The 19,696-nt window shown below is 62.1% G+C and carries 20 protein-coding genes; 7 read left to right on the top strand and 13 right to left on the bottom strand.

Annotated features, from left to right (window positions below; all coding sequences use genetic code 11):
• Positions 1–50 precede the first annotated feature (50 nt).
• A complete protein-coding gene (gene phoH2 / locus M1D89_RS16765; protein ID WP_498645210.1) occupies positions 51–1,445 on the top strand; it encodes an RNA 5'-3' helicase PhoH2 in 1,395 nt (464 codons plus the stop codon).
• A 161-nt stretch (positions 1,446–1,606) separates the two neighbouring features.
• Here the strand turns inward: phoH2 and M1D89_RS16760 are convergent, their stop codons facing one another.
• Positions 1,607–2,251, bottom strand: coding sequence for a GNAT family N-acetyltransferase (locus M1D89_RS16760; protein ID WP_498645208.1), 645 nt, complete (start codon positions 2,249–2,251; stop codon positions 1,607–1,609).
• A gap of 32 nt (positions 2,252–2,283) precedes the next feature.
• Positions 2,284–3,045, bottom strand: coding sequence for a hypothetical protein (locus M1D89_RS16755; protein ID WP_498645206.1), 762 nt, complete (start codon positions 3,043–3,045; stop codon positions 2,284–2,286).
• Positions 3,046–3,106: 61 nt separating this feature from the next.
• Here M1D89_RS16755 and M1D89_RS16750 point away from each other — a divergent pair, with 61 nt between their 5' ends.
• The 3 genes from M1D89_RS16750 (at position 3,107) to M1D89_RS16740 (ending at position 4,820) form a co-directional block, all read left to right on the top strand.
• Positions 3,107–3,658 carry a prepilin peptidase gene (locus M1D89_RS16750; RefSeq protein ID WP_498645204.1) on the top strand — a complete coding sequence of 184 codons (552 nt, stop codon included), beginning with the start codon at positions 3,107–3,109 and terminating at the stop codon, positions 3,656–3,658.
• A gap of 96 nt (positions 3,659–3,754) precedes the next feature.
• Positions 3,755–4,339 (top strand): META domain-containing protein, encoded by a 585-nt coding sequence (locus M1D89_RS16745; protein WP_498645201.1) that lies wholly within the window; start codon positions 3,755–3,757, stop codon positions 4,337–4,339.
• A gap of 4 nt (positions 4,340–4,343) precedes the next feature.
• Positions 4,344–4,820: an NUDIX hydrolase gene (locus tag M1D89_RS16740; protein ID WP_498645199.1), complete on the top strand. Its 477-nt coding sequence runs from the start codon at positions 4,344–4,346 to the stop codon at positions 4,818–4,820.
• A gap of 2 nt (positions 4,821–4,822) precedes the next feature.
• Here M1D89_RS16740 and M1D89_RS16735 read toward each other — a convergent pair whose 3' ends face one another.
• The 5 genes from M1D89_RS16735 to M1D89_RS16715 all read right to left on the bottom strand — a co-directional run bounded on the left by M1D89_RS16735 (position 4,823) and on the right by M1D89_RS16715 (position 10,206).
• Positions 4,823–6,499 carry an MDR family MFS transporter gene (locus M1D89_RS16735; protein ID WP_498645198.1) on the bottom strand — a complete coding sequence of 559 codons (1,677 nt, stop codon included), beginning with the start codon at positions 6,497–6,499 and terminating at the stop codon, positions 4,823–4,825.
• Positions 6,496–7,182 (bottom strand): TetR/AcrR family transcriptional regulator, encoded by a 687-nt coding sequence (locus M1D89_RS16730; RefSeq protein WP_498645197.1) that lies wholly within the window; start codon positions 7,180–7,182, stop codon positions 6,496–6,498. The genes M1D89_RS16735 and M1D89_RS16730 overlap by 4 nt, the downstream gene beginning before the upstream one ends.
• A 124-nt stretch (positions 7,183–7,306) precedes the next feature.
• On the bottom strand, positions 7,307–8,734 hold the full coding sequence (locus M1D89_RS16725; protein ID WP_498645196.1) for a class II fumarate hydratase: 1,428 nt from the start codon (positions 8,732–8,734) through the stop codon (positions 7,307–7,309).
• 87 nt (positions 8,735–8,821) lie between these two features.
• On the bottom strand, positions 8,822–9,436 hold the full coding sequence (locus M1D89_RS16720) for a carbonic anhydrase (RefSeq protein WP_011774029.1): 615 nt from the start codon (positions 9,434–9,436) through the stop codon (positions 8,822–8,824).
• 68 nt (positions 9,437–9,504) lie between these two features.
• The gene (locus M1D89_RS16715; protein ID WP_498645195.1) at positions 9,505–10,206 is read right to left on the bottom strand and encodes a DUF4245 domain-containing protein; all 702 of its coding nucleotides are present in this window, start codon (positions 10,204–10,206) and stop codon (positions 9,505–9,507) included.
• Positions 10,207–10,406: 200 nt separating this feature from the next.
• Here M1D89_RS16715 and glpX point away from each other — a divergent pair, with 200 nt between their 5' ends.
• On the top strand, positions 10,407–11,429 hold the full coding sequence (glpX, locus tag M1D89_RS16710) for a class II fructose-bisphosphatase (protein ID WP_017198677.1): 1,023 nt from the start codon (positions 10,407–10,409) through the stop codon (positions 11,427–11,429).
• A 289-nt stretch (positions 11,430–11,718) separates the two neighbouring features.
• On the opposite strand, the gene M1D89_RS16705 is transcribed toward glpX, so the two are convergent.
• Genes M1D89_RS16705 through M1D89_RS16685 form a run of 5 tightly spaced genes read right to left on the bottom strand, consistent with a single transcriptional unit; the run spans position 11,719 to position 17,343 of the window.
• Entirely contained in the window at positions 11,719–12,654 is a 936-nt protein-coding gene (locus M1D89_RS16705) for a lipid II:glycine glycyltransferase FemX (RefSeq protein ID WP_498645193.1), read from the bottom strand.
• A 3-nt stretch (positions 12,655–12,657) separates the two neighbouring features.
• Positions 12,658–13,908, bottom strand: a complete 1,251-nt coding sequence (gene manA / locus M1D89_RS16700) for a mannose-6-phosphate isomerase, class I (RefSeq protein ID WP_498645191.1) — start codon at positions 13,906–13,908, stop codon at positions 12,658–12,660.
• Positions 13,909–13,958: 50 nt separating this feature from the next.
• Positions 13,959–15,581, bottom strand: a complete 1,623-nt coding sequence (locus M1D89_RS16695) for an LCP family protein (RefSeq protein ID WP_498645189.1) — start codon at positions 15,579–15,581, stop codon at positions 13,959–13,961.
• A 14-nt stretch (positions 15,582–15,595) separates the two neighbouring features.
• Positions 15,596–16,159: a 5-(carboxyamino)imidazole ribonucleotide mutase gene (purE, locus tag M1D89_RS16690; protein ID WP_498645187.1), complete on the bottom strand. Its 564-nt coding sequence runs from the start codon at positions 16,157–16,159 to the stop codon at positions 15,596–15,598.
• Positions 16,156–17,343, bottom strand: a complete 1,188-nt coding sequence (locus tag M1D89_RS16685) for a 5-(carboxyamino)imidazole ribonucleotide synthase (protein ID WP_498645185.1) — start codon at positions 17,341–17,343, stop codon at positions 16,156–16,158. The genes purE and M1D89_RS16685 overlap by 4 nt, the downstream gene beginning before the upstream one ends.
• 180 nt (positions 17,344–17,523) lie before the next feature.
• On the opposite strand from M1D89_RS16685, the gene M1D89_RS16680 reads away from it, so the two are divergent.
• The gene (locus tag M1D89_RS16680) at positions 17,524–18,090 is read left to right on the top strand and encodes a GtrA family protein (protein WP_498645183.1); all 567 of its coding nucleotides are present in this window, start codon (positions 17,524–17,526) and stop codon (positions 18,088–18,090) included.
• Here M1D89_RS16680 and M1D89_RS16675 read toward each other — a convergent pair.
• Entirely contained in the window at positions 18,077–18,772 is a 696-nt protein-coding gene (locus M1D89_RS16675) for a TIGR03089 family protein (RefSeq protein WP_498645181.1), read from the bottom strand. The two genes, M1D89_RS16680 and M1D89_RS16675, sit on opposite strands and share 14 nt — an antisense overlap.
• Positions 18,773–19,148: 376 nt before the next feature.
• Between M1D89_RS16675 and M1D89_RS16670 the strand changes: the two genes are divergently transcribed.
• Positions 19,149–19,691 (top strand): WhiB family transcriptional regulator, encoded by a 543-nt coding sequence (locus tag M1D89_RS16670; RefSeq protein ID WP_498645179.1) that lies wholly within the window; start codon positions 19,149–19,151, stop codon positions 19,689–19,691.
• The last annotated feature ends 5 nt before the right edge of the window (positions 19,692–19,696 follow it).

Genomic DNA, 19,696 nt, shown 5'->3' with positions numbered 1-19,696 from the left:
CGAGCCGCTTCACCATTAGGCCGGGCGAACTGCCCGGGGCTGGAGTCGATGTGGCTATTTCTGAGCAACTGCCCGCAATGGTTTCCGACGGGGAAAGTGCAGCTACCTCTCGCACCAAGCGGGTCTCACAAAAAGCGCGGACCGCACCGTCCGCCACAGGCCGCAGCTACGTGATCGATACGTCCGTCCTGCTATCCGATCCACACGCACTGTTACGCTTCGCGGAACACGAAGTCATCGTCCCCATCGTGGTCATCAGTGAACTGGAAGGAAAACGCCACGATCCCGAATTGGGCTACTTCGCCCGAAAAGCCCTCAGGCTCCTGGACGACCTCAGGATCGAACACGGCGGCTTGGATCACGCCATCCCCCTCGGGAAAGACGGTGGCCTCCTCAGGGTGGAGATGAACCACATCTCCCCGGAAGTGCTGCCTGCAGGATTCCGCGGAGGCGACAATGACAGCCGCATCCTGGCCGTCGCCAAAAACCTGGCAAACGAAGGCCACAACGTCACCGTCGTCTCCAAAGACCTCCCCATGCGCGTCAAAGCCTCCGCCATGGGTCTCCACGCCGACGAATACCGCAACGAACTCGTCAAAGACTCCGGCTGGACCGGCATGGCCGAAGTGGACGCAACCGAAGAAGAAATCACCACCCTCTACGGCCACGAACCCGCCTTCATCCCGGCAGCCGCAGAACTTCCCGTCAACACGGGACTGGTTCTTCTTTCCAACCGCGGCTCCGCCCTCGGCCGCGTGGGAGCAGACAAACAAGTCAGGCTCGTCAAAGGCGACCGCGACGTCTTCGGACTCCACGGACGCTCGGCAGAACAACGCCTCGCCATCGACCTCCTCATGGACCCCGCTGTCGGGATCGTCTCCATAGGTGGCCGCGCAGGCACCGGCAAGTCCGCACTCGCCCTCTGCGCGGGCCTGGAGGCCGTACTGGAACGCCGGGAACACCGCAAAGTAGTAGTGTTCCGCCCCCTCTACGCAGTGGGCGGCCAGGAACTCGGCTACCTCCCGGGCTCCGAATCCGAAAAGATGAACCCCTGGGCGCAGGCAGTGTTCGACACCCTCGGGGCGCTCGTCAGCCAGGAAGTCGTGGAGGAAGTCATGGACCGCGGCATGCTCGAAGTCCTGCCACTGACCCACATCCGCGGCCGTTCCCTGCACGACGCCTTCGTGATCGTGGACGAAGCACAGTCACTCGAGAAAAACGTGCTCCTCACCGTGATGAGCCGCATCGGACAAAACTCCAAAATCGTCCTCACCCACGACGTCGCCCAGCGCGACAACCTCCGCGTGGGGCGGCACGACGGGGTGGCCGCCGTAGTGGAGACGCTCAAGGGCCATCCGCTGTTCGGGCACATCACGCTGACCCGCTCTGAGCGGTCGCCGATCGCGGCACTGGTGACGGAGTTGCTCGAAGGGGCCGAGATCTAACTGGTGCGTGGCCGTGGTTCGGTTCGCCGGGCCACGGCCCTTCGCCGTCGCTTAGACACGACCCATAGGGACCCCTACGGTCGCTGAGCGACCTCCTGGGTCCGATGGGTCGCGATGCGCTCCTCTGCGAAGGACCGCAGCTCGGCTGGCGATCAGTGCGGTCAGAGCTTCAGATAGGTTTTTAGTTCTTCGTGGCCTTGGACTTTTAGGGGCCAGTGGGGGCGGGTGAACGTGGTGGGGGTGAGGCGGACTCTTTGGACTTCTTCCACTTTTTCGCCCCAGCCGTCGCGGAAGGTACCGTTCAGTTCGTAGCCGAGGCTGGCGGAGACGCCCAGGGACTGCTGATTCCAGATCGCTGCTTCGGACTCGGCTACTTCGGCGCCCAGGTGATCAAAGGCAAAACTCACGACGGCGGCACGCATCTCCTTGCCGAAACCCTGGCCTTGCGCGGACTGCTTGAGCCACGAGCCCGTGCTGACTGTTTTGAGGGTGTTGAAGCTCTTGGCGCCGATGTCCTGGACGCCGAGGAGTTCGTCGTCATGCCAGACTCCAAGGAGGAGGGTCCAGGAGTCCTTGGTGAAGTTGGCGCGGCAGCGCCAGTACCACTGGGCCATGTTGGGAGCGAGCTCATCCTCGGGAAGTTCTGTCCACGGCATGCTGAACGGGCTCTTGCCGGGCTCGTGAACACCGGAACGGGCCGCAGCCACGGCGGAAGGGATGTCTTCGTCGAGGACGGGACGGATAATCAGCCTCGGAGTGGTGAGGGTGAGTCCGAACGGGGGCCACATTTCTGCCAGCGATGTCATCGCCGTAGCTTAGCCCGGTAGAGAGCGGCAACTCAGGCGGCAGGGCCGATGTCCCACGAGATGTGGCGCCGGACGTCCGTGAGGTTCATCGATTCGGCCAAGAAAAGGTCGTCCAGCATGTACTCGTCCACTGCCAGGATCGTGAGCCAGTGGCCCTTGCCTGAGGAGTCACCGTCAAGGCCCTGGCTGGCCACGCAAACGCCTGTGCCTGCATCGATCCTGATCAACGTCCGGCCGGTGTGCGCCAAGGGTGCATCCGGGTCTGAGGGGACGTACGTCCGGCTCGGCGTGACGATGGTTTCCACTGCCAGGCGACCTTCATGGTCCACCTCGCGCGGTTGCTCAAGGAAGACCCGGTTCGTGTCCGGGAACTCAAGGGGGACTGGCGCGTTGCCGGCAAGCTCAACGGGATCGAGGGCGGCAGCAAGGCGACCATTGCCGAAGGAGGGCTCACCGTACGCGGCTTCAGGTCGACGGCGGACCAGGCCGGCGTCGTCATAAACCGGGGTCACGAGGTGAGCCGGAAGTAGCCACGAACGGCGGGTGGCACTGACGTACAAATCGTCCCTGGAGTCGTTGATGCCGGTGGTGCTGTGCAAAAGCAGGCCGTCCGGCGTCTCGAGGCGGAGGGCACCCGGGCGCCTGAGCCACGCTCTGACCATGGTGGCGTCGGACTCGGGGCGTTCGAGGTACTCAAAGCGGAGGCTGGTCCACTTCCAAGGCGAAGAACGGCAAAGATTGCGGAATGTGGAGGACAAGTCAAAACCCGGTCCAGCTGCACTGTAGCGCCCCATAACCACAGTTTACTCAAGCGTTCAAGCGGGCCCGAGGGCCAAAGCGGGATAGCATCCGAAGGTGATCCGACGACTCTCAGACCTCTGGACCGACAGCCTACTCGGCTTTTGGCTTGTGGTGGCAGCCTGCCTGTACTTCGTGGTGATGGCAGTGCGGCTCACGGTGATAGATGTCCGGAGCCATTTGCTGCCGAATCGAATCGTGTTCCCTTCCTATGCAGTGGCCGGGGTGCTCCTACTGGCCTCGGCACTGGTGGTGCACTTCGCTGACTCTGCCTCGGAGGGCATACCGGCGGCTGTGCTCTTTGGTGTGCCCGGCCTGGGTGTGATTGCCGGGGGTGCGCTGCTCTGGACGTTCTACTTTGTGTTGAGGCTCGTTCACCCACCCGGTATGGGCTTTGGCGACGTCAAACTGGCCGGGGTGCTGGGCCTCTATTTGGGCTACCTGGGATGGACCCACATCTTTGCCGGGACGTTCGCTGCGTTCCTTCTAGGCGGGCTGTGGAGCTTGGGCATCTTGGTAGCCCGGCGAGGCACGCTGCGTTCGGCTATTCCGTTTGGCCCCTTCATGCTGGCCGGGGCAGCGGCTGCCATGGTGGTCCTGCCTGCGTGAACTTCCACCAGTGCCAACTGCGGCCAAATTGCAACGCTCCCCATATTCTCGGCGTTCACCGGGCTAAGGCATGCTTGGCCCAGCAGGTGTTCGGACGTGCTCAAGGACGGCAGGAGGGCTGTTGTGGGGCAGATCAGGTTGAGGTTCTTGCTGGCAGCGCCCATTGCCTTTGCAGTCTTGCTGGGCGGATGCGGGCAGGCAGCCAATGATTCTGATGTTCCGGCAGCATCCGGCATCCCATCCGGGGCTGGTATTCAGCCGGGGATTACGCAGCAGTCCGGTGACACGCAACAATCAGACCCCACGAGAGGTCCGGAGACCCCCTGCGAAGGTGGTCCGCTGGGCTGTTCAGAGTTCACGTCCGTGCGGGGAACCGACGCCACGGGAGATGTGGCATGGATCGGAACGGACCCGCTGAGAGTGAGCTCGAGGCATGCCAACGGAGAGTGGACCCTCTTCGTCCACACACCGTGCAATTATCTTCAGGTGGCAGTTTCAGTGCAGGATGATGTCTTAACGCAGCTTTGGATGATGGTCACCGACCACGGCTGCGTGGCGCCAACGGATAATTACCAGGCGTGGACAGAGGAGCTCTTTGAGCAGCCTGTTCAGTGGAAGCTCGACGGCGACACCCTCACCTTGAAAAACTCACACGCGACCATTGAATTGAAGGAAAGCTGACACCATGGGTGCACCCGAGTTCGTGCTCAAACTGCGGGAAAAGATCGGCAACGATCCCCTCTGGCTGCCGGCCGTGCGGGGAGTGGTGTTTGACGATGAAGGCAGGGTGCTTTTAGGCCAGCGCGCCGACAACGGTCACTGGACACTCATCACGGGAATGCTTGAACCAGGGGAGCATCCAGCACCGGGTTTGATCCGTGAAATCTTCGAGGAAACAGCGGTGGTGGCCGAGACTGAGCGCATCATCGGCGTCGGAGTTGTGGGGCCTGTGACCTTCCCCAACGGCGACGTATGCGATTTCCTGGACATCACATTCCGCTGCCGATACGTCTCGGGAGAAGCCAAGGTCAACGACGACGAGTCACTGGCCGTCGGGTGGTTTGCGCTGGACGAGCTTCCGGAGATGAGCGCCGGAAACCTGGAGGCCATCAGGCTTGCCACGGAGCCCGAAGGCCCCGTGGCGTACCAAGTGGAGGACTAACGTTACCGTCTGCCGGCATCGGCAGTTGGGCGGCCCTTTTCGACGCCATCCGAAGCAGCCAACTCCGCTTCCAGTCGTGCCGTCTCGAGGCGCTCGGCCTCAAGCCGGTCTGCCTCTTCGCCACCCACAGCCTCGCCGCGCGCCACCATGCCGGCGGTGTCTGAGAGCGGTATCTGCTTCAGGGTGATGGCAAGGATCAGTGCGATGGCGATGAACGGCACCAAGTACCAGAAGACCGGTGCCAGCGAGTTGGCGTAGGCGTTGACGATCGCATCACGCAACTGTTCAGGCATCTGTGCCAAGGCCTGGGGATCCAGCGTGCTGGTGGACTGTGAAGCCTGCTCGGCAGAGGCACCGGCTCCTGTAAAGGCCTCGGTGAGTGATTCGGCCAAACGGTTGGTGAAGATGGCTCCAAAGACGGCGACACCCAGCGATGCACCTACCTCGCGGAAGTAGTTGTTGGTGCTGGTCGCCGTACCAATCTGGTCAGCGGGAACCGAGTTCTGAACAACCAGGACGATGACCTGCATGATCAGGCCCAAGCCCGCACCGAAGATGAAGAGCTGTACGCAGATGACCCAGATGGGCGTTGCTGCTGTGAGCGTGGTCAGCCACAGCATTGCAGCAATGGTGAGCGCTGCACCCAGGATGGGGTACATCTTGTACTTGCCGGTCTTGGAAATGCGGATACCGGAGTAGATGGACGTGCCCATCAGGCCCACCATCATGGGCAGCATCAGCAAGCCCGATTCAGCCGCTGATGTTCCGGAGGACATCTGCAGGAACGTGGGAACGAAAGCAATGGCAGCGAACATGCCCAGGCCCAACGTGAAGCCGATGGCCGTTGCGTTGATGAAGATGGGGTTCTTGAACAGGCTCAACGGAATGATGGGGTCCTCGGCGCGACGTTCAACCATCACAAAGGCGAAGGCTGCCAGGACCATGCCTGCACCAAACGCCCACGTAAGGGGCGAGTCCCAGCCCTCGTCCTTCTTGCCGCCGAAGTCCGTGAAGAAGATGAGGCAGGTGGTGGCAGCGGAGAGGAACAGGACACCCAGGATGTCGATCTTCTTCTCGGCCTTCTTATTCGGCAGGGTCAAAGTGAACCAAGCGGTGATGAACGCAGCTATGCCGATGGGGATGTTGATGTAGAAAGCCCATTCCCAGGTGAGGTGGTCAACGAAGAAGCCACCGAGCAGAGGACCGGCCACAGCGGAGAGGCCGAAGATTGCGCCCAGCGGGCCCATGTACTTGCCGCGCTCCTTGGCGGGAACGATGTCAGCAATGATCGCCTGCGAAAGGATCATGAGGCCGCCGCCGCCCAGGCCCTGAATGGCGCGGAAGATGACGAAGCCCCAGAAGTCGGTGGCAAACGCGCAGCCCACGGATGCGAGGGTAAACAGGGCTATGGCCACGAGGAACAGGTTGCGACGCCCCAGGATGTCACCGAACTTGCCGTAAATGGGCATCACGATGGTGGTGGCAAGGAGGTATGCCGTGGTGATCCAAGCCTGGTGCTCCACGCCGCCCAGCTTGCCCACGATGGTGGGCATGGCGGTGGAAACGATCGTCTGGTCGAGGCTTGACAGCAGCATGCCCGCGATCAGCGCCGAGAAGATGATCCAGATTCGTTTCTGGGTCAGCAGCAGCGGTTCGGCTGCTTTCGAGAGAGTACTCATGCGGGTTCCTTCGTGGTTTCAAGGGGGTTGGCGCCCAACTCCTGGTTCGTGGCCAGTGGTTGCGCAAAAAGTTTCCGTGCGGCGTTGAGGTTCTGTTCGAGGATCCCGCGGTAAGGGCGCGCATTATCCTCCGAGAAGAACTGTTGTGCTGTCTTCTTGGAGACCGCCCCGAACACCACTGTTGCCGTCATGACTTCGGGGTGCTCGGGGTCCAGCCCTTCGCGGGCGGCCACCAACGCGGCGAATTGTCGTTCGCGAGCCTCCCCTTCGAGGGTGAGCCGCGCCAGGAGCTGCGGTTCGGCCGTAATGGCAGCGATGAACTGTTGGACCTCGGTCCTGCTGATGGATGAACGCTCCATCAGGGTCACGGTGAGCACGTGCAGGGCTGCCAAGAGGGTCCCGGAGATGCTGTCCGGTGTGCGGGAAGGGTTCTGGTTGAACACTTCCAAGGCGTCCTCGGGCAACTCATCCGAAAACGAACCGATCACGGCGTCTTCCTTGGAGTGGAAGTAGTTGAAGAAGGTCCGGCGTGAAATCCCCGCCTCTTGGCAGACTTCCTCAACGGTAAAACCATTCAGGCCATGCGCCGCAGTCATGGAACGCGCGACGGCGGTGATCGCCGTCCTCGTGGCAGCCCGCTTGCGCTCGCGGAGGCCGCCATCACTATTTGCACTATTACTCACAAAGTAAAGTTTTGCACTTTAGACTAAAAAGTGCAAAAAAGGCTCTTCTGCATCAACCTTCCGGGTACGACGACGGCCGGCACCTTTCGTGAGAAAGGTACCGGCCGTCGTCGTGCTTTGAGTATTAGTTCTTGTGAGCGGGGGACGTCATGGTGGTGACGTCGAGGGCCTTGTCGAGCTCTGCCTCGGTGACCCTGCCTTCGCCCTCGCCGACGAAGCCAAGCTTCTCGGTGGCCTGGCGGATGGTCAGGCCTTCCTTGACGGCGATCTTTGCGATCTTCGCGGCGTTCTCGTATCCAATGAACTTGTTCAGCGGGGTCACGATGGACGGGGAAGCCTCTGCAAGGAAGCGTGCACGCTCAACGTTGGCGGTGATGCCGTCGATCATCTTGTCGGCCATGACGCGGCTGGTGTTGGCCAACAGGCGGATGGACTCGAGCAGGTTGGCGGCCATAACGGGGATGCCGACGTTGAGTTCGAAGGCGCCGTTGGTGCCGGACCAGGCAATGGCGGTGTCGTTGCCGATGACCTGGGCGCAGACCATGATGGATGCTTCGCAGATGACCGGGTTGACCTTGCCCGGCATGATCGAGGAGCCCGGCTGAAGGTCCGGAATAGCGATTTCGCCGAGGCCCGTGTTGGGGCCGGAGCCCATCCAACGGAGGTCGTTGTTGATCTTCATGAAGGAGATCGCGATGTTGCGGAGCTGGCTGGAACCTTCGATCAGGCCGTCACGGTTTGCCTGTGCTTCGAAGTGGTCGCGTGCCTCGGTCAGCGGCAGGCCGGTGTCGGCGGCGAGGAGTTCGATGACGCGCTCGGGGAAGCCGGCCGGAGTGTTGATTCCGGTACCAACAGCCGTGCCACCCAGGGGAACTTCGGCAACGCGGGGGAGTGCGGCGTTGATGCGCTCGATGCCGTACCGGACCTGGGCAGCGTAACCGCCGAATTCCTGGCCGAGCATGACCGGCGTGGCGTCCATGAGGTGGGTACGGCCGGACTTTACGACGTCCTTGAACTCCACGGCCTTCCGATCGAGGGAAGCTGCCAGGTACTCCAGTGCCGGAATCAGGTCGTTGATCAAGGCTGAGGTGGCGGCGACGTGCACGGACGTCGGGAAGACATCGTTGGAGGACTGCGACGCGTTCACGTGGTCGTTCGGGTGGACAACTTTGTCACTCCCTGCGGCCGCGAGGGCGCGCGATGCCAGTTCGGCAATGACCTCGTTGGTGTTCATGTTGGAGGAAGTGCCCGAGCCGGTCTGGAAAACGTCAATCGGGAAGTCGCCGTCGTACTTACCGGTGGCAACCTCATCGGCAGCGGCGGCAATAGCCTCGGCGAGCTCGCCATCGAGCACCCCCAGCTCGGCATTCGCCAGTGCAGCTGCCTTCTTCACGCGGGCAAGAGCCTCGATGTGTGTGCGCTCAAGCGTCTTGCCGGAGATCGGGAAGTTCTCCACAGCACGCTGCGTCTGGGCGCGGTACAGGGCGTTCACGGGGACGCGAACTTCGCCCATCGTGTCATGTTCAATACGGAACTCAGTGGTGGAAGTCATGGGGCTAGCTTAGGGCGATGGGACGCTCCACAGAAAACCCGAAGGGGAGTGCTACGTGCTCCGGCGCTGCGGCCGGAGCACGTCTTCCTAGAGCTTGCCGATCCCGGAAACGAGGGCCGCGCGGCCCTCGTCGAGCTTGTACGACAAGCCGATCACGGCAACCCGGCCGTCGTCGATGGCGTCGGAAATCACACGTGAGCTGTCAGCCAGGCGGGCAGCAGTCTGCTTGACGTGCTCCACCACCATGTCGTTGACGTCTTCCTGGCTATTGCGCTTGGCTGTCAGGACGGAGGGGGTAATGCGCTCCACGAGGTCGCGGATGAAGCCCGGGGGCATCTCACCCGTTTCCACAGCCGCCTTGGTGGCCTTCACGGCACCACAGCTGTCATGGCCGAGGATGACGATCAGTGGCACCCGGAGTTCGCTGATGCTGTACTCGAGGGAACCCAGGACCGCATCATCAATGACCTGGCCGGCGGTGCGCACCACGAAGGCGTCACCGAGCCCCAAGTCAAAGATAATTTCTGCAGCGAGTCGCGAATCCGAGCAGCCGAAGATCACGGCAAACGGGTTCTGGTTCTCAATGAGTGATGATCGTCGCGAAGCATCCTGGTTGGGGTGCAGGGATTCGCCGGAAACAAAACGTTCGTTGCCCTCGCGGAGACGGCGCCACGCCAGGGCTGGAGTCAGGTAAGTAGGCACGAGCCTTACTTTACGACGCGGACGGCGCAGTCCGTGAAACTGTTGCGCCGGGTTAGCCGGATAGGAAGTCAGGCAGACGGTTGGGCGGAAGCAGTCGCGGTAGCCGGTGCGCTTGCAGGCGGCGCCTGCTCTGCGGACTTCACGACGGCGGCCGCCAACGTTGCAAACTCATCCAGGTTGGCAGTGCCGTTCAGGACAATGGTGGTGCCCCGGTACTCCAGGACCATGCTGCGCTTTTCCTTGCCTGAGTCGCGCAACTCCCATTCCTGGCCGCCTGCACTACGCGTGCCAGTGACAGGAAGGTTCTCCGTTTGCTGCAGAACCCACGTGGGATTTGCCTGGCTGGTCTGGGTGAGCCCGATGAAGTTTTCCTTGGGAGTCAGGAAACCAATCTCCCAGGTAGGAACGCCGCTTCCGCTGCCGGACTCCCAGCGGGCGTAGTTGGGCTTGAATGTGTCGCCCGTATCCGGAGTGACAGGTGTGAATCCCGCCACACCCGTGGCGTTGCGGGCGATCGCCGCGACGTCAACATCCGGCCTGAAACCTTCGCCCTTGGGAGCCGGGTTCATCAAAACGATGGGGAGGAAAGCCAGTACACAGACAAGCAGCGCTATGACCATGCCGATGACCGAAGCGTTTGCCCGCTTGGCAGCTTTCGCCGCAATGACGGGTTTATAGGGGGCACCCGGGGCTGCCTGGGCGCTTGTTTGGTTAGCTTCCGCGGCATCCGGCTCATTGCCGGCAGCGGGCTTGTCCTGCGTTTCACTCACCCCTCCATGATCCCTTATCGCGGCAGGGAACACACATCCGCCAACCTCACCACCGGTATTGCGGGCCGTGGTCATCCAACGACTCCCGGACCACGTGGCGACTATGATCGTTGATAGAGGAACCCCGGGTTGCTTCGTGCAACCATGTCCGGTCCCGTGAATCGTCACTCGAAGAAGAGGTTCAAGTGTCTCCTGCACCAATGACCCAGCAGTATTCCACGATTTCGCCGTCGCTCGCCGTCGGCCTCGACGAACCCGACCGCAACCTTGCGCTTGAACTCGTCCGTGTCACCGAAGCCGCGGCAATTGCCGGTGGCCACTGGGTAGGTTTCGGCGACAAAAACAAGGCAGACGGTGCCGCCGTCGATGCCATGCGTTCGTTCCTTCACACTGTCCACTTCAACGGCGTCGTGGTCATCGGTGAAGGCGAAAAAGATGAAGCCCCCATGCTGTTCAACGGCGAGCAGGTTGGTGACGGCACCGGTCCCGAGTGCGACGTCGCCGTGGACCCCATCGACGGAACGCGCCTGACCGCCCTGGGCATCAACAACGCCCTCGCAGTGCTGGCCGTTGCCGAGCGCGGATCCATGTTCGACCCCTCCGCTGTGTTCTACATGGAGAAGCTCGTCACCGGCCCCGAAGCCGCCGACATGGTGGACCTGCGCCTGCCCGTCAAGCAGAACCTGCACCTCATCGCCAAAGCCAAGGGCGTCAAGGTCAACCAGCTCAACGTCATGATCCTTGACCGCGACCGCCACCGCCCCCTCGTGGAAGAAATCCGCGAAGCCGGTGCCCGCACCAAGTTCATCATGGACGGGGACGTCGCCGGCGCCATCGCCGCAGCACGCTCCGGCACCGGCGTTGACGCCCTCATGGGCATCGGCGGCACCCCGGAAGGCATCGTTGCCGCCTGTGCCATCAAGTCGCTCGGCGGCGTCATCCAAGGCCGGCTGTGGCCGACGTCGGACGAAGAGAAGCAGAAGGCCATCGACGCCGGACACGACCTCGACCGCGTCCTGTCCACCAACGACCTCGTCACCTCGGACAACTGCTACTTCGCAGCCACCGGCATCACCGATGGCGACCTCCTCCACGGTGTGCGCTACCAGAAGGATCGCGTTATGACGCAGTCCATCGTGATGCGCTCCAAGTCCGGGACGGTCCGCTTCGTAGAGGCTGAGCACCACGCATCCAAGTGGGAGACGTACGCGCGCAAGCCGTAACACCTCTGCACCTGACAGAAGGACGGCGAGCATCGCTCGGCGGCTATCTCCTCGTACCTCGTCGATTTGATGCCGCTTTCGCGATACTCGCCGTCCTTCTCTATGTCCAGACGGGTTCGGTTGCGCGCGATTTAGATGGGGCAGGGCGGTGCGCGGGGTGTGCTCTCATCACCTACTTTGGGTTTGGAAACCTGCGGACATGCCGGGATGGCCGGCGTGTCGTGATGCGGGCGCGCGCAAAGTAGGTGGCGGGAGTACGGGCTTCCTTGTGTTGCCTCGGGGAGTTGGCCTAGCGCAGTTTGTCGCGGAGCTTCCTGGCCAGTTGGTAGGCGCCGTAGCGGAGCTTGTTGACCGGGAGGTCCCAAGTGCCCGGGTAGGAGATTTCACGGCCTCCGAATGACTTTTTGAACGCTGTGAAGCCCGCCCATTTGTGGTCCGGCTGGTCCTCTGGTGCCACACCCCAAAGGTCTACGTGTTTCAGGCCCTTCTCCTTGGCATCGGCCATCAAAGTCACCAGGAGGGGGATGCCCGCGCTGAGCTTGCGGTGGGTGTCGTCCAAGGCAGCGTGGGCGTATACACGGGTATCAGCAGAGTCATAGGCGAAGGCAGCTGCGATCGGTTCGCCCTCAAGCTCGGCGATGAACAGCGTTCCCGCGCCATTGGGCAGCAGGGAAGCAGCTACTTGAGTGAGGTACTCGTCGCTTTGGGGCTTGAAGCCGTTCCGGGCAGCTGTCAGGTGGAGGAAATGCAGGAGCACCGAGATATCCGCGGGATCCTGGGAAGCACGGAAGGTCACGCCCTTCTTGTGGATATTCCGGTAGAGGTTCCTGTTGGTCGGCTTCATGCCCGCCAGGACGTCTTTGAACTCGCCCTCAAGATCCACGATCCAGCTGAGCTCAGGCTGCTGGTTGACCGGCGCCGGCGTCATTCCGCGGGCGCGAAGGAGAGCATCGGCGTCGGACGCTGTAAACCCTGCGGCAGCGGGCTCCATCCGCACAAACACCGCACCCTCCGCCTTTGCCAGGGCCACCAAGGCTGCAGTGGCGGCGTCGAAGGCTTCAACAGACTCCGCCACGGGGCCGTACGGGGCGTAAATGACCTTGCCGGCGGGGTTCTTTTCCTCGATGGCGAGGAAACTCCAGCCGGGCCCGGACTGCTCATGGACACGGCGTCCGAGGGAACGCTGGACGGCCGCCCATGCGGGCGTCTGCAGGAAAAACTCCATGAATCAGTTCCCCAGCCCCGTGGTCACCGCAAAGGCAACACTGGTGTCCGTCGCTCCCTGCACGGGGTGGACGTTCACGGGGGCTTCGATGTCGGGGATGAACGCGGCAGCGCCGCGCTGTAGCCTGAGATCGCTCTTGGGGGAGTCGAGCAACACCGAACCGGACACCACCACGACGACGGCGGGCCCGGTTTGTGCCAGCGGCACCGGCTCGGCGCCCGGGCCGAGCTCAATGCGCTGCAGCTGGAATTCCTTGAAGGGCGGCCGGTACAGTTCCTGCCCGAACTCGGTCCCGCTCGCCTGGATGCGGGGCACGCCGAGTGCTTCGAATCGTACAGTCTTCAGCAACTCCGGGACGTCCACGTGCTTGGGCGTGAGTCCGCCACGGAGAACATTGTCCGAGGACGCCATGACCTCCACGCCTAATCCGTGGAGGTAAGCGTGGACGTTGCCGGCCGGCAGGTAAACCACGTCACCCGGCTGCAAGGAAAGATGGTTGAGAAGAAGGGAAATGAGGACGCCGGGATCTCCGGGGAAGGCTTCATTGATGTCCACCATGGCGGTCAACGCTTCGCGGTGCGGTTCCAGGGGTGCGCCGGCGGACAGGACGGCGACTACCTCGTTGATGGCGTCGGAGACGCCGGCGCCACCCTGGATGAGCCGGCTGAAGGCTCCTTTCAGGGCTGCAGGCTCCTCGGGCTGGCCGAGATCTGCGATGACGCCGCTGATCACATCCGGAACGTCCACTGCTGCGGAATCAAGGACGTGGGCCAGGTGCCCAAAGATGTCCTTGGACTCAGCAGGTGAACGGAAACCACACAATGCCTTGAACGGAGTGAGGGCGAAGATCATCTCCGGTTTGTGGTTGTCATCCCGGTAGTTGCGGTTTGCTGCATCGGCGGGGATGCCGGCCGCATTCTCCCGGGCGAATCCTTCCCGGGCCTGGTCAAGGCTGGGGTGCACCTGCAAGGATAACGGCTGCTCTGCGGCCAGGAGCTTAGTGAGGAACGGCAACCGTGGTCCGAACTCGGCGAGGCTTTCCGAGCCTAGGCAGCGCAGGGGATCCGAGGCGATCAACGCGTCCAAGGGCTGGGTGACACCGTTGGGATGGACGGCTGTGGAGGGGGAGTCCGGGTGGGCTCCGATCCACATCTCGGCTTCGGGACCACCTGATGCCGGCCGACCAAGCAAGGCGGCGATCGCCGTCGTCGAACCCCACGCATAGGGTCGCAAAACATTCTCAATCTGGTACACGAAAGAAAGTCCTTATCGTTGCGCTGAACGTGGGGTGGGCGGAAAGCGGCTTACAGCGGTGCGCACTGTCCGTTGGTTGCCACAAGGTCGCGGATGCCTTGCTCGTCGCCTTGGGCCTTGAGGCCGTTCAGCAACTCGATGGTGATCGGGGTACCGTCCGGCGTGGTGGTCACCGGCGTGAAATCGGCCGACGGCGAGGGCAACTGGCCCGCGGGAACGGAACCCGCAACCGGGCCAGCGGCCATGACGGCTCCTGCACCGGCACCATCATAGGAAACGACGGCGTCGCTCGCCTTGGGAGTGTTGGACGAAGCCAGCACTTCCTGGACCTTGGAATGAATCAGGTCGAAGTCAGGCACCGTGGAGAAGGACGCATCAAAGTCCGGCGGCCCGATAGTGAGGCGCTTGACGGGCTGGTTCTTGGACTTCAAGGCGAGGTCCACAAAGCTGCCCAGCTGGTTCGAAGAAATGTTGGAGTCGACCACCTTGGTGCCGGCGTTGGCAATGTCCTCGAACTTGGTGAGGAGCGTGGCAGGGTCCAACTGCTTGAGCATGGCTTGCTGTACGCACTGCTGGCGCGCGATGCGGGCGTAGTCATCCACGAATTCGCGGGACCGTCCGTACCAAAGGGCTTGGAAGCCATTCAGGTGTTGGTCGCCGGCGGGGATCCAGCCGTCAGGCATGCCGTGAATTCCGTTGGCCTCGTCAGTCACAGGACCACTAATAGGTACCCAGCCACCGGCTTTGATGCGGATGCCGCCCATGGCATCGATGAGTTTGGCGAAACCGTCCATGTCCACCAGGACATACGCCTGGACGGTGATGCCCAGTGTGCCGGACACGGCTTCGAGCGTGGCTTGGGCTCCGGGATCGGCGACCCCTGGATAGAGATCCTGGTGGTTGTTGGTGACCTCGGTGTTGACGGCGTTGATGAGGCATTCGTCACCGCAGTTGTAGCCATCAGGGTAGATCTCGCGCATGGGCGAGCCCTCGCTGAATTGGGCGTTCTGAAGGTTGCGGGGGACCGAGATGATGGCACTCTCGCCGGTTTTCGCGTCGACGCTGATGACGGAGAGGCTGTCCGGGCGGCGGCCGGTCCTGTCGTCCCCGGCGTCGCCACCCATCATGAGGAAGTTGTACCGTCCGTCCACCGGATCAATGGCGGGACCGGCATTGAAGATACTACCGATCGCATTGCGGCTCACGTTCAGGACGTAGGCGAGATAGCCCAGTGATCCGCTGGCGAGGATAGTGGTTACCGCCAGGACGACGGCGATGATGGGGCGCATTCCCGGTGCCAGGAGCGCGGGCCTGATGATCCTCAGGGTATTGAGGAACAAGAAGGCCCAACCCAACGCCAACGCCACGAGGATCACGATAATGAACAACGAACCCACCGGGTGGGTGACGACGCTGAGCAGCATCGTCCGGTTCACCAAGGCAATGAACAAAGTGAGCAGGGCAAGGGCCCACACCGTGATGGTGACGCGCAAAGCGATGCGGCCAAGTTTGCGGTCCCCGGCAACAATTTGGGCGCTGCCGGGAACAAAGAGAGTGAGGAGGACCAGCACGAAGGCACGTTTGGTCCGCACCGGAGCGCTGACGCCGGACGGGTAGCGAACGGGATCAGTCAGGGCGGAACCGGGCTGACTCGGGGTCTTGTGCATGGTCATCAACTGCTGCCTTCCTAGCGGGAGCTCCGGGCGGAGGCATTGGCAGGGGAGAAGACCTCTTCTACTTTGTGGCGCAGGTTTTCGCCCTTCTTGGTGGCGACGTCGTTCAGTTCCTGGGCGAAGGCGAGGAGATCCGTGCGGAGCTTCGATGCAAGTTCGTCAGTTCCCGAAGCCAACATGCGAACGGCGAGGAGACCCGCATTGCGGGCACCAGCGATGGACACGGTGGCCACGGGAACGCCGGCAGGCATCTGGACGATGGACAGCAAGGAGTCCATGCCGTCCAACGTTTTGAGGGGGACGGGGACGCCGATGACGGGAAGGGGCGTGACCGAAGCCAGCATGCCGGGAAGGTGGGCTGCCCCACCGGCCCCGGCAATGATGACGCGCAAGCCGCGTTCGTGGGCGGTCTGGCCGTAGCGGATCATCTCAGTCGGCATGCGGTGAGCTGACACGACGTCTGCCTCAAAGGGGATGCCGAACTCGGCCAGGGCGTCCGCGGCGGCCTCCATGACCGGCCAATCGGAGTCCGAGCCCATCACGAGCCCAACCAGCGGGGCTGTTGTTTCCGAAGTCATGCGGTCTCCTCAAGGGTGGTCTGCTCCGGCTTGCGGCCGTCACGGATGATGTTAGCCACGGCGGTGGCACGCTGGCGGACCGAGTCGACGTCGGAAACCGAGCTGCCAACCAAGTTCACATGGCCGATCTTGCGACCTGGTCGGACGGACTTGCCGTAGGAGTGCACCTTTGCCGCAGGCTCGAAGGCCAACGCCATGGGGAAGGCCTTAAAGAGATCCTGGTTGTCGCCGCCCAGGAAGTTCTTCATGACCACCACGGGGGCCAGGGCATCCGTTGCGCCCAACGGAAGGTCCAACACGGCCCGCAGGTGCTGCTCGAACTGACTGGTGATGGAACCGTCCTGCGTCCAGTGGCCGGTGTTGTGTGGACGCATGGCGAGCTCGTTGATGAGGAAGCCTGCTCCGACTCCCGGAGTTTCGAACAGCTCTGCGGCCATGACTCCAGTGACTCCGAGTTCGTTGGCAATGCGCAGGGCGGCCTCTTCGGCGGCAGCAGCCACTTCGACGGAAATGTTCTGGGCGGGTGCGATCACTTCGTCGCAAACACCATCCACCTGAATAGTGTGAACAACCGGCCATGCACGGGACTCGCCGCTGGGGCTGCGTGCAACAAGGGCCGAGAGTTCGCGGCTGAAATCAACCTTGGCTTCTGCCAGCAGGGGGCTCATGGCCTGGAACCAGTCGGCAGTTTCCGCGGCATCGTCGGCGGAGTCAACAATTCTGACTCCCTTGCCGTCATAGCCACCGCGGGGGGTCTTCAGAACCACGGGCCAGCCGATTCTGTCGCCAAAGGCCACCAGTTCTTCAACGCTGTTAACAGCCGACCACTCGGGATTCGGCAAGCCCAAGCGGTCGATCGCAGCCCGCATCACCAGCTTGTCCTGGGCGTTAACCAACGCATCAGGGCCGGGTTGGACGTTGACGCCGGCGTCCAGGAGGGCTTGCAGGTGTTCCGTGGGCACGTGTTCGTGATCAAACGTGAGCACGTCCAGGCCCTTGGAGAATTCAAGAAGAGCGTTCAGGTCCTTGTAGTCGCCAAGAGGCGCAGTGGCCACTGCAGCCACGGCAGAAACGTCCTCACCCTCGGCCAAAACACGGAGTTCGAAGCCCAGGGCGGTAGCGGGCGGAGCCATCATTCGTGCGAGTTGGCCGCCGCCAACAACGCCAATTACTGGAAAAGTCACAAGGTTCAGCCTACCGAACCGCCAGCAGGATCACTGATTCTGCCCTCCTTTGGGATGGTTTTCTACGGTGTGAGGCGCCAGTATCGGCGTTCTCACAGCCCCCTCAAAGGCAGCGCATGGAAATCGGCGCTAAAATGGGTGAGGCCCATCGGCCCACTTTTTCAACGGCCATGGAGGGTCATGATCACCACACTTGCAGATCGCATCCGCGGACTTGCCTCACTTTTTTGGCGTGAGGTAGCAAAGTTCGGCGCCGTCGGCGGTGTTGCTTTCGTCATCGACTCGGCGGTCTTCATCTGGCTCTTTTCGGGCCCGATGCACGGCAGCGAAGTGTGGGCCAAGGCCATCGCCACCATTGTTGCAAGCATTTTCTCGTGGGTCGCGAACCGTTTCTGGACGTTCCGACACCGTAAACAGGCCAATGTGGTCCGTGAAGCTGTGCTGTTTGCCATCATGAACCTTGTAGGGCTCTTGATTGCTTCGGGATGTGTGTGGTTCGCGAAGTACATCCTTGACCTCAACGACAAGCCATCGCTGTTCATCGCCGGCAGCGTTGTGGGCCTTATCCTGGGCACCATCTTCCGTTTCTTCGCCTACCGCTTCTGGGTGTTCAACGAAGAACTTGATGCCGAACCCGAGTTCTCACACGACCACGAGATCATCGAACTGCACCACAAGCCCAAGACCAATTCCGAGTCCGGCGCCAACCCGGCTACCGGCGAATTCCCGTCGGTTAAGAACGGCTGACGCGCTCGTTCTCCAGAAGGTGCTTGGTCACTTCGAGGTCGGGATGCACCAGTACTACGGAGCCGTCCTCTTTCCATGCCCCCAGCGAAGCTGCCAGGCACGACTCCAGACCGTCCGCCGCGCGTACCAGTAGACGGACGCCTGGTTCCTGGGCGGCAGCAAAGCCTTCAATAAGGTCCTCGTGCGGAAGCCCTGATGTTCCGCGTATGGCGGGCAGGGTCGGCTCGGGTTCGTTGTGCGCCATGAAGACGTCGCCATGGGAACGGACCTCCGCCGCATAATCCACGACGCCGGACGGCAGCTCGCCCGGCCAGCGCATGGCAAGTGCGGCGAGCGGCACGGCCACCACCGCATCGAAGCCGGCGCCGCCGCCGTCGTCTGGTTTGTCGGTTGCCAGCAGATCCGCCGCGGTGTCGTCAAAGACCACTTCCATTCCCAGTTGCCACGCCGCGAGAGCCCAGACGAAGGACTTCCAATGCGCCGGGAGGTCCAGCCTGATTGACATTCCGGGTTCGGCATCCAGCTCGTCCTGCAACAGGTTGCTGGTTTTGGCTACCCAGTTATCCAGGACACGCCCCGAGAGTTCCACCCGTTCCGAGTCGGGGCCATACCAGGTGAGTCGTGGTGACGTTGAATGACCGGATCGCAGGGCGGTCATCAGGTTCGCTGCCGGGATGCTCATGCGTCAATCTTGCCACGAGGCTACCGCGACGTCCTTGGGCACAGCACCCCTAATGTGAAATGCGACACACTGTGGTTTCTCCAGACGGTGGTTACCTTGAGGGCCGGGTACGGTTTTCCGCGGAAATTCAATGAAAGTTCACGTGAACCGATCAAACGCTTCCGTTTACGCCACAACACACCGGAGGCGCGGTCGAAATGTTGGGCGTGGCGCATCCCACGTTTCTACAGATTCTTGATTATTATCCCGGCGCGGCTTGACTGGTGGGTAGTTACACGCGTGTAATTAGTAATCAACGCCGCTGCACAGATTCCCGGAACGTCACCGGGAATCGGAAACACATCCAAGCAGCAGCTGCAAAATCAGGAGGGACGCCATGGGGCAAGCGTTGCGTATCCAGGAAGATGCAGTCGTCGCAGAACATGCGTCGGTGAAATACCGTTCGAGGGAAGTGCCGGGAGATTGGTACGTAGACCCGGCGGACCCGGAAGCGGCAGGCCGATATAACCAGAATGTGCAGCAGTCCTTGGAGGATCAGGCAACTGCCCTCCTTGCGGCACATGAGGCGTTGGTGGGCGACCTGCCCGCTGGACCGGATGAAGATCTGGACGACCCTCCCATGGAGTTGCGTCGTCCGCTTGAAACGCCAGGGCAGCCCGTGTGGATCGGCTTGCCCCAAGGGGACTTCGATGACGAGGGCGAACTTGGCTGGCAGACGGACGCGCTGTGTGCGCAGACCGATCCTGAAGCTTTCTTCCCTGAAAAGGGTGGATCAACGAGGGACGCCAAGAAGGTCTGCGGTGCATGCAACGTCCGCTCGCAGTGCTTGGAATACGCTCTCGCGAATGATGAGCGGTTCGGAATTTGGGGCGGGCTCTCCGAGCGGGAGCGTCGTCGGCTAAGGAAGCGAGCGGTCTAATTCTC

The sequence above is a fragment of the Arthrobacter sp. D3-18 genome (genome assembly GCF_054408525.1).
This window is presented reverse-complemented; position numbering and strand designations above follow the sequence as displayed.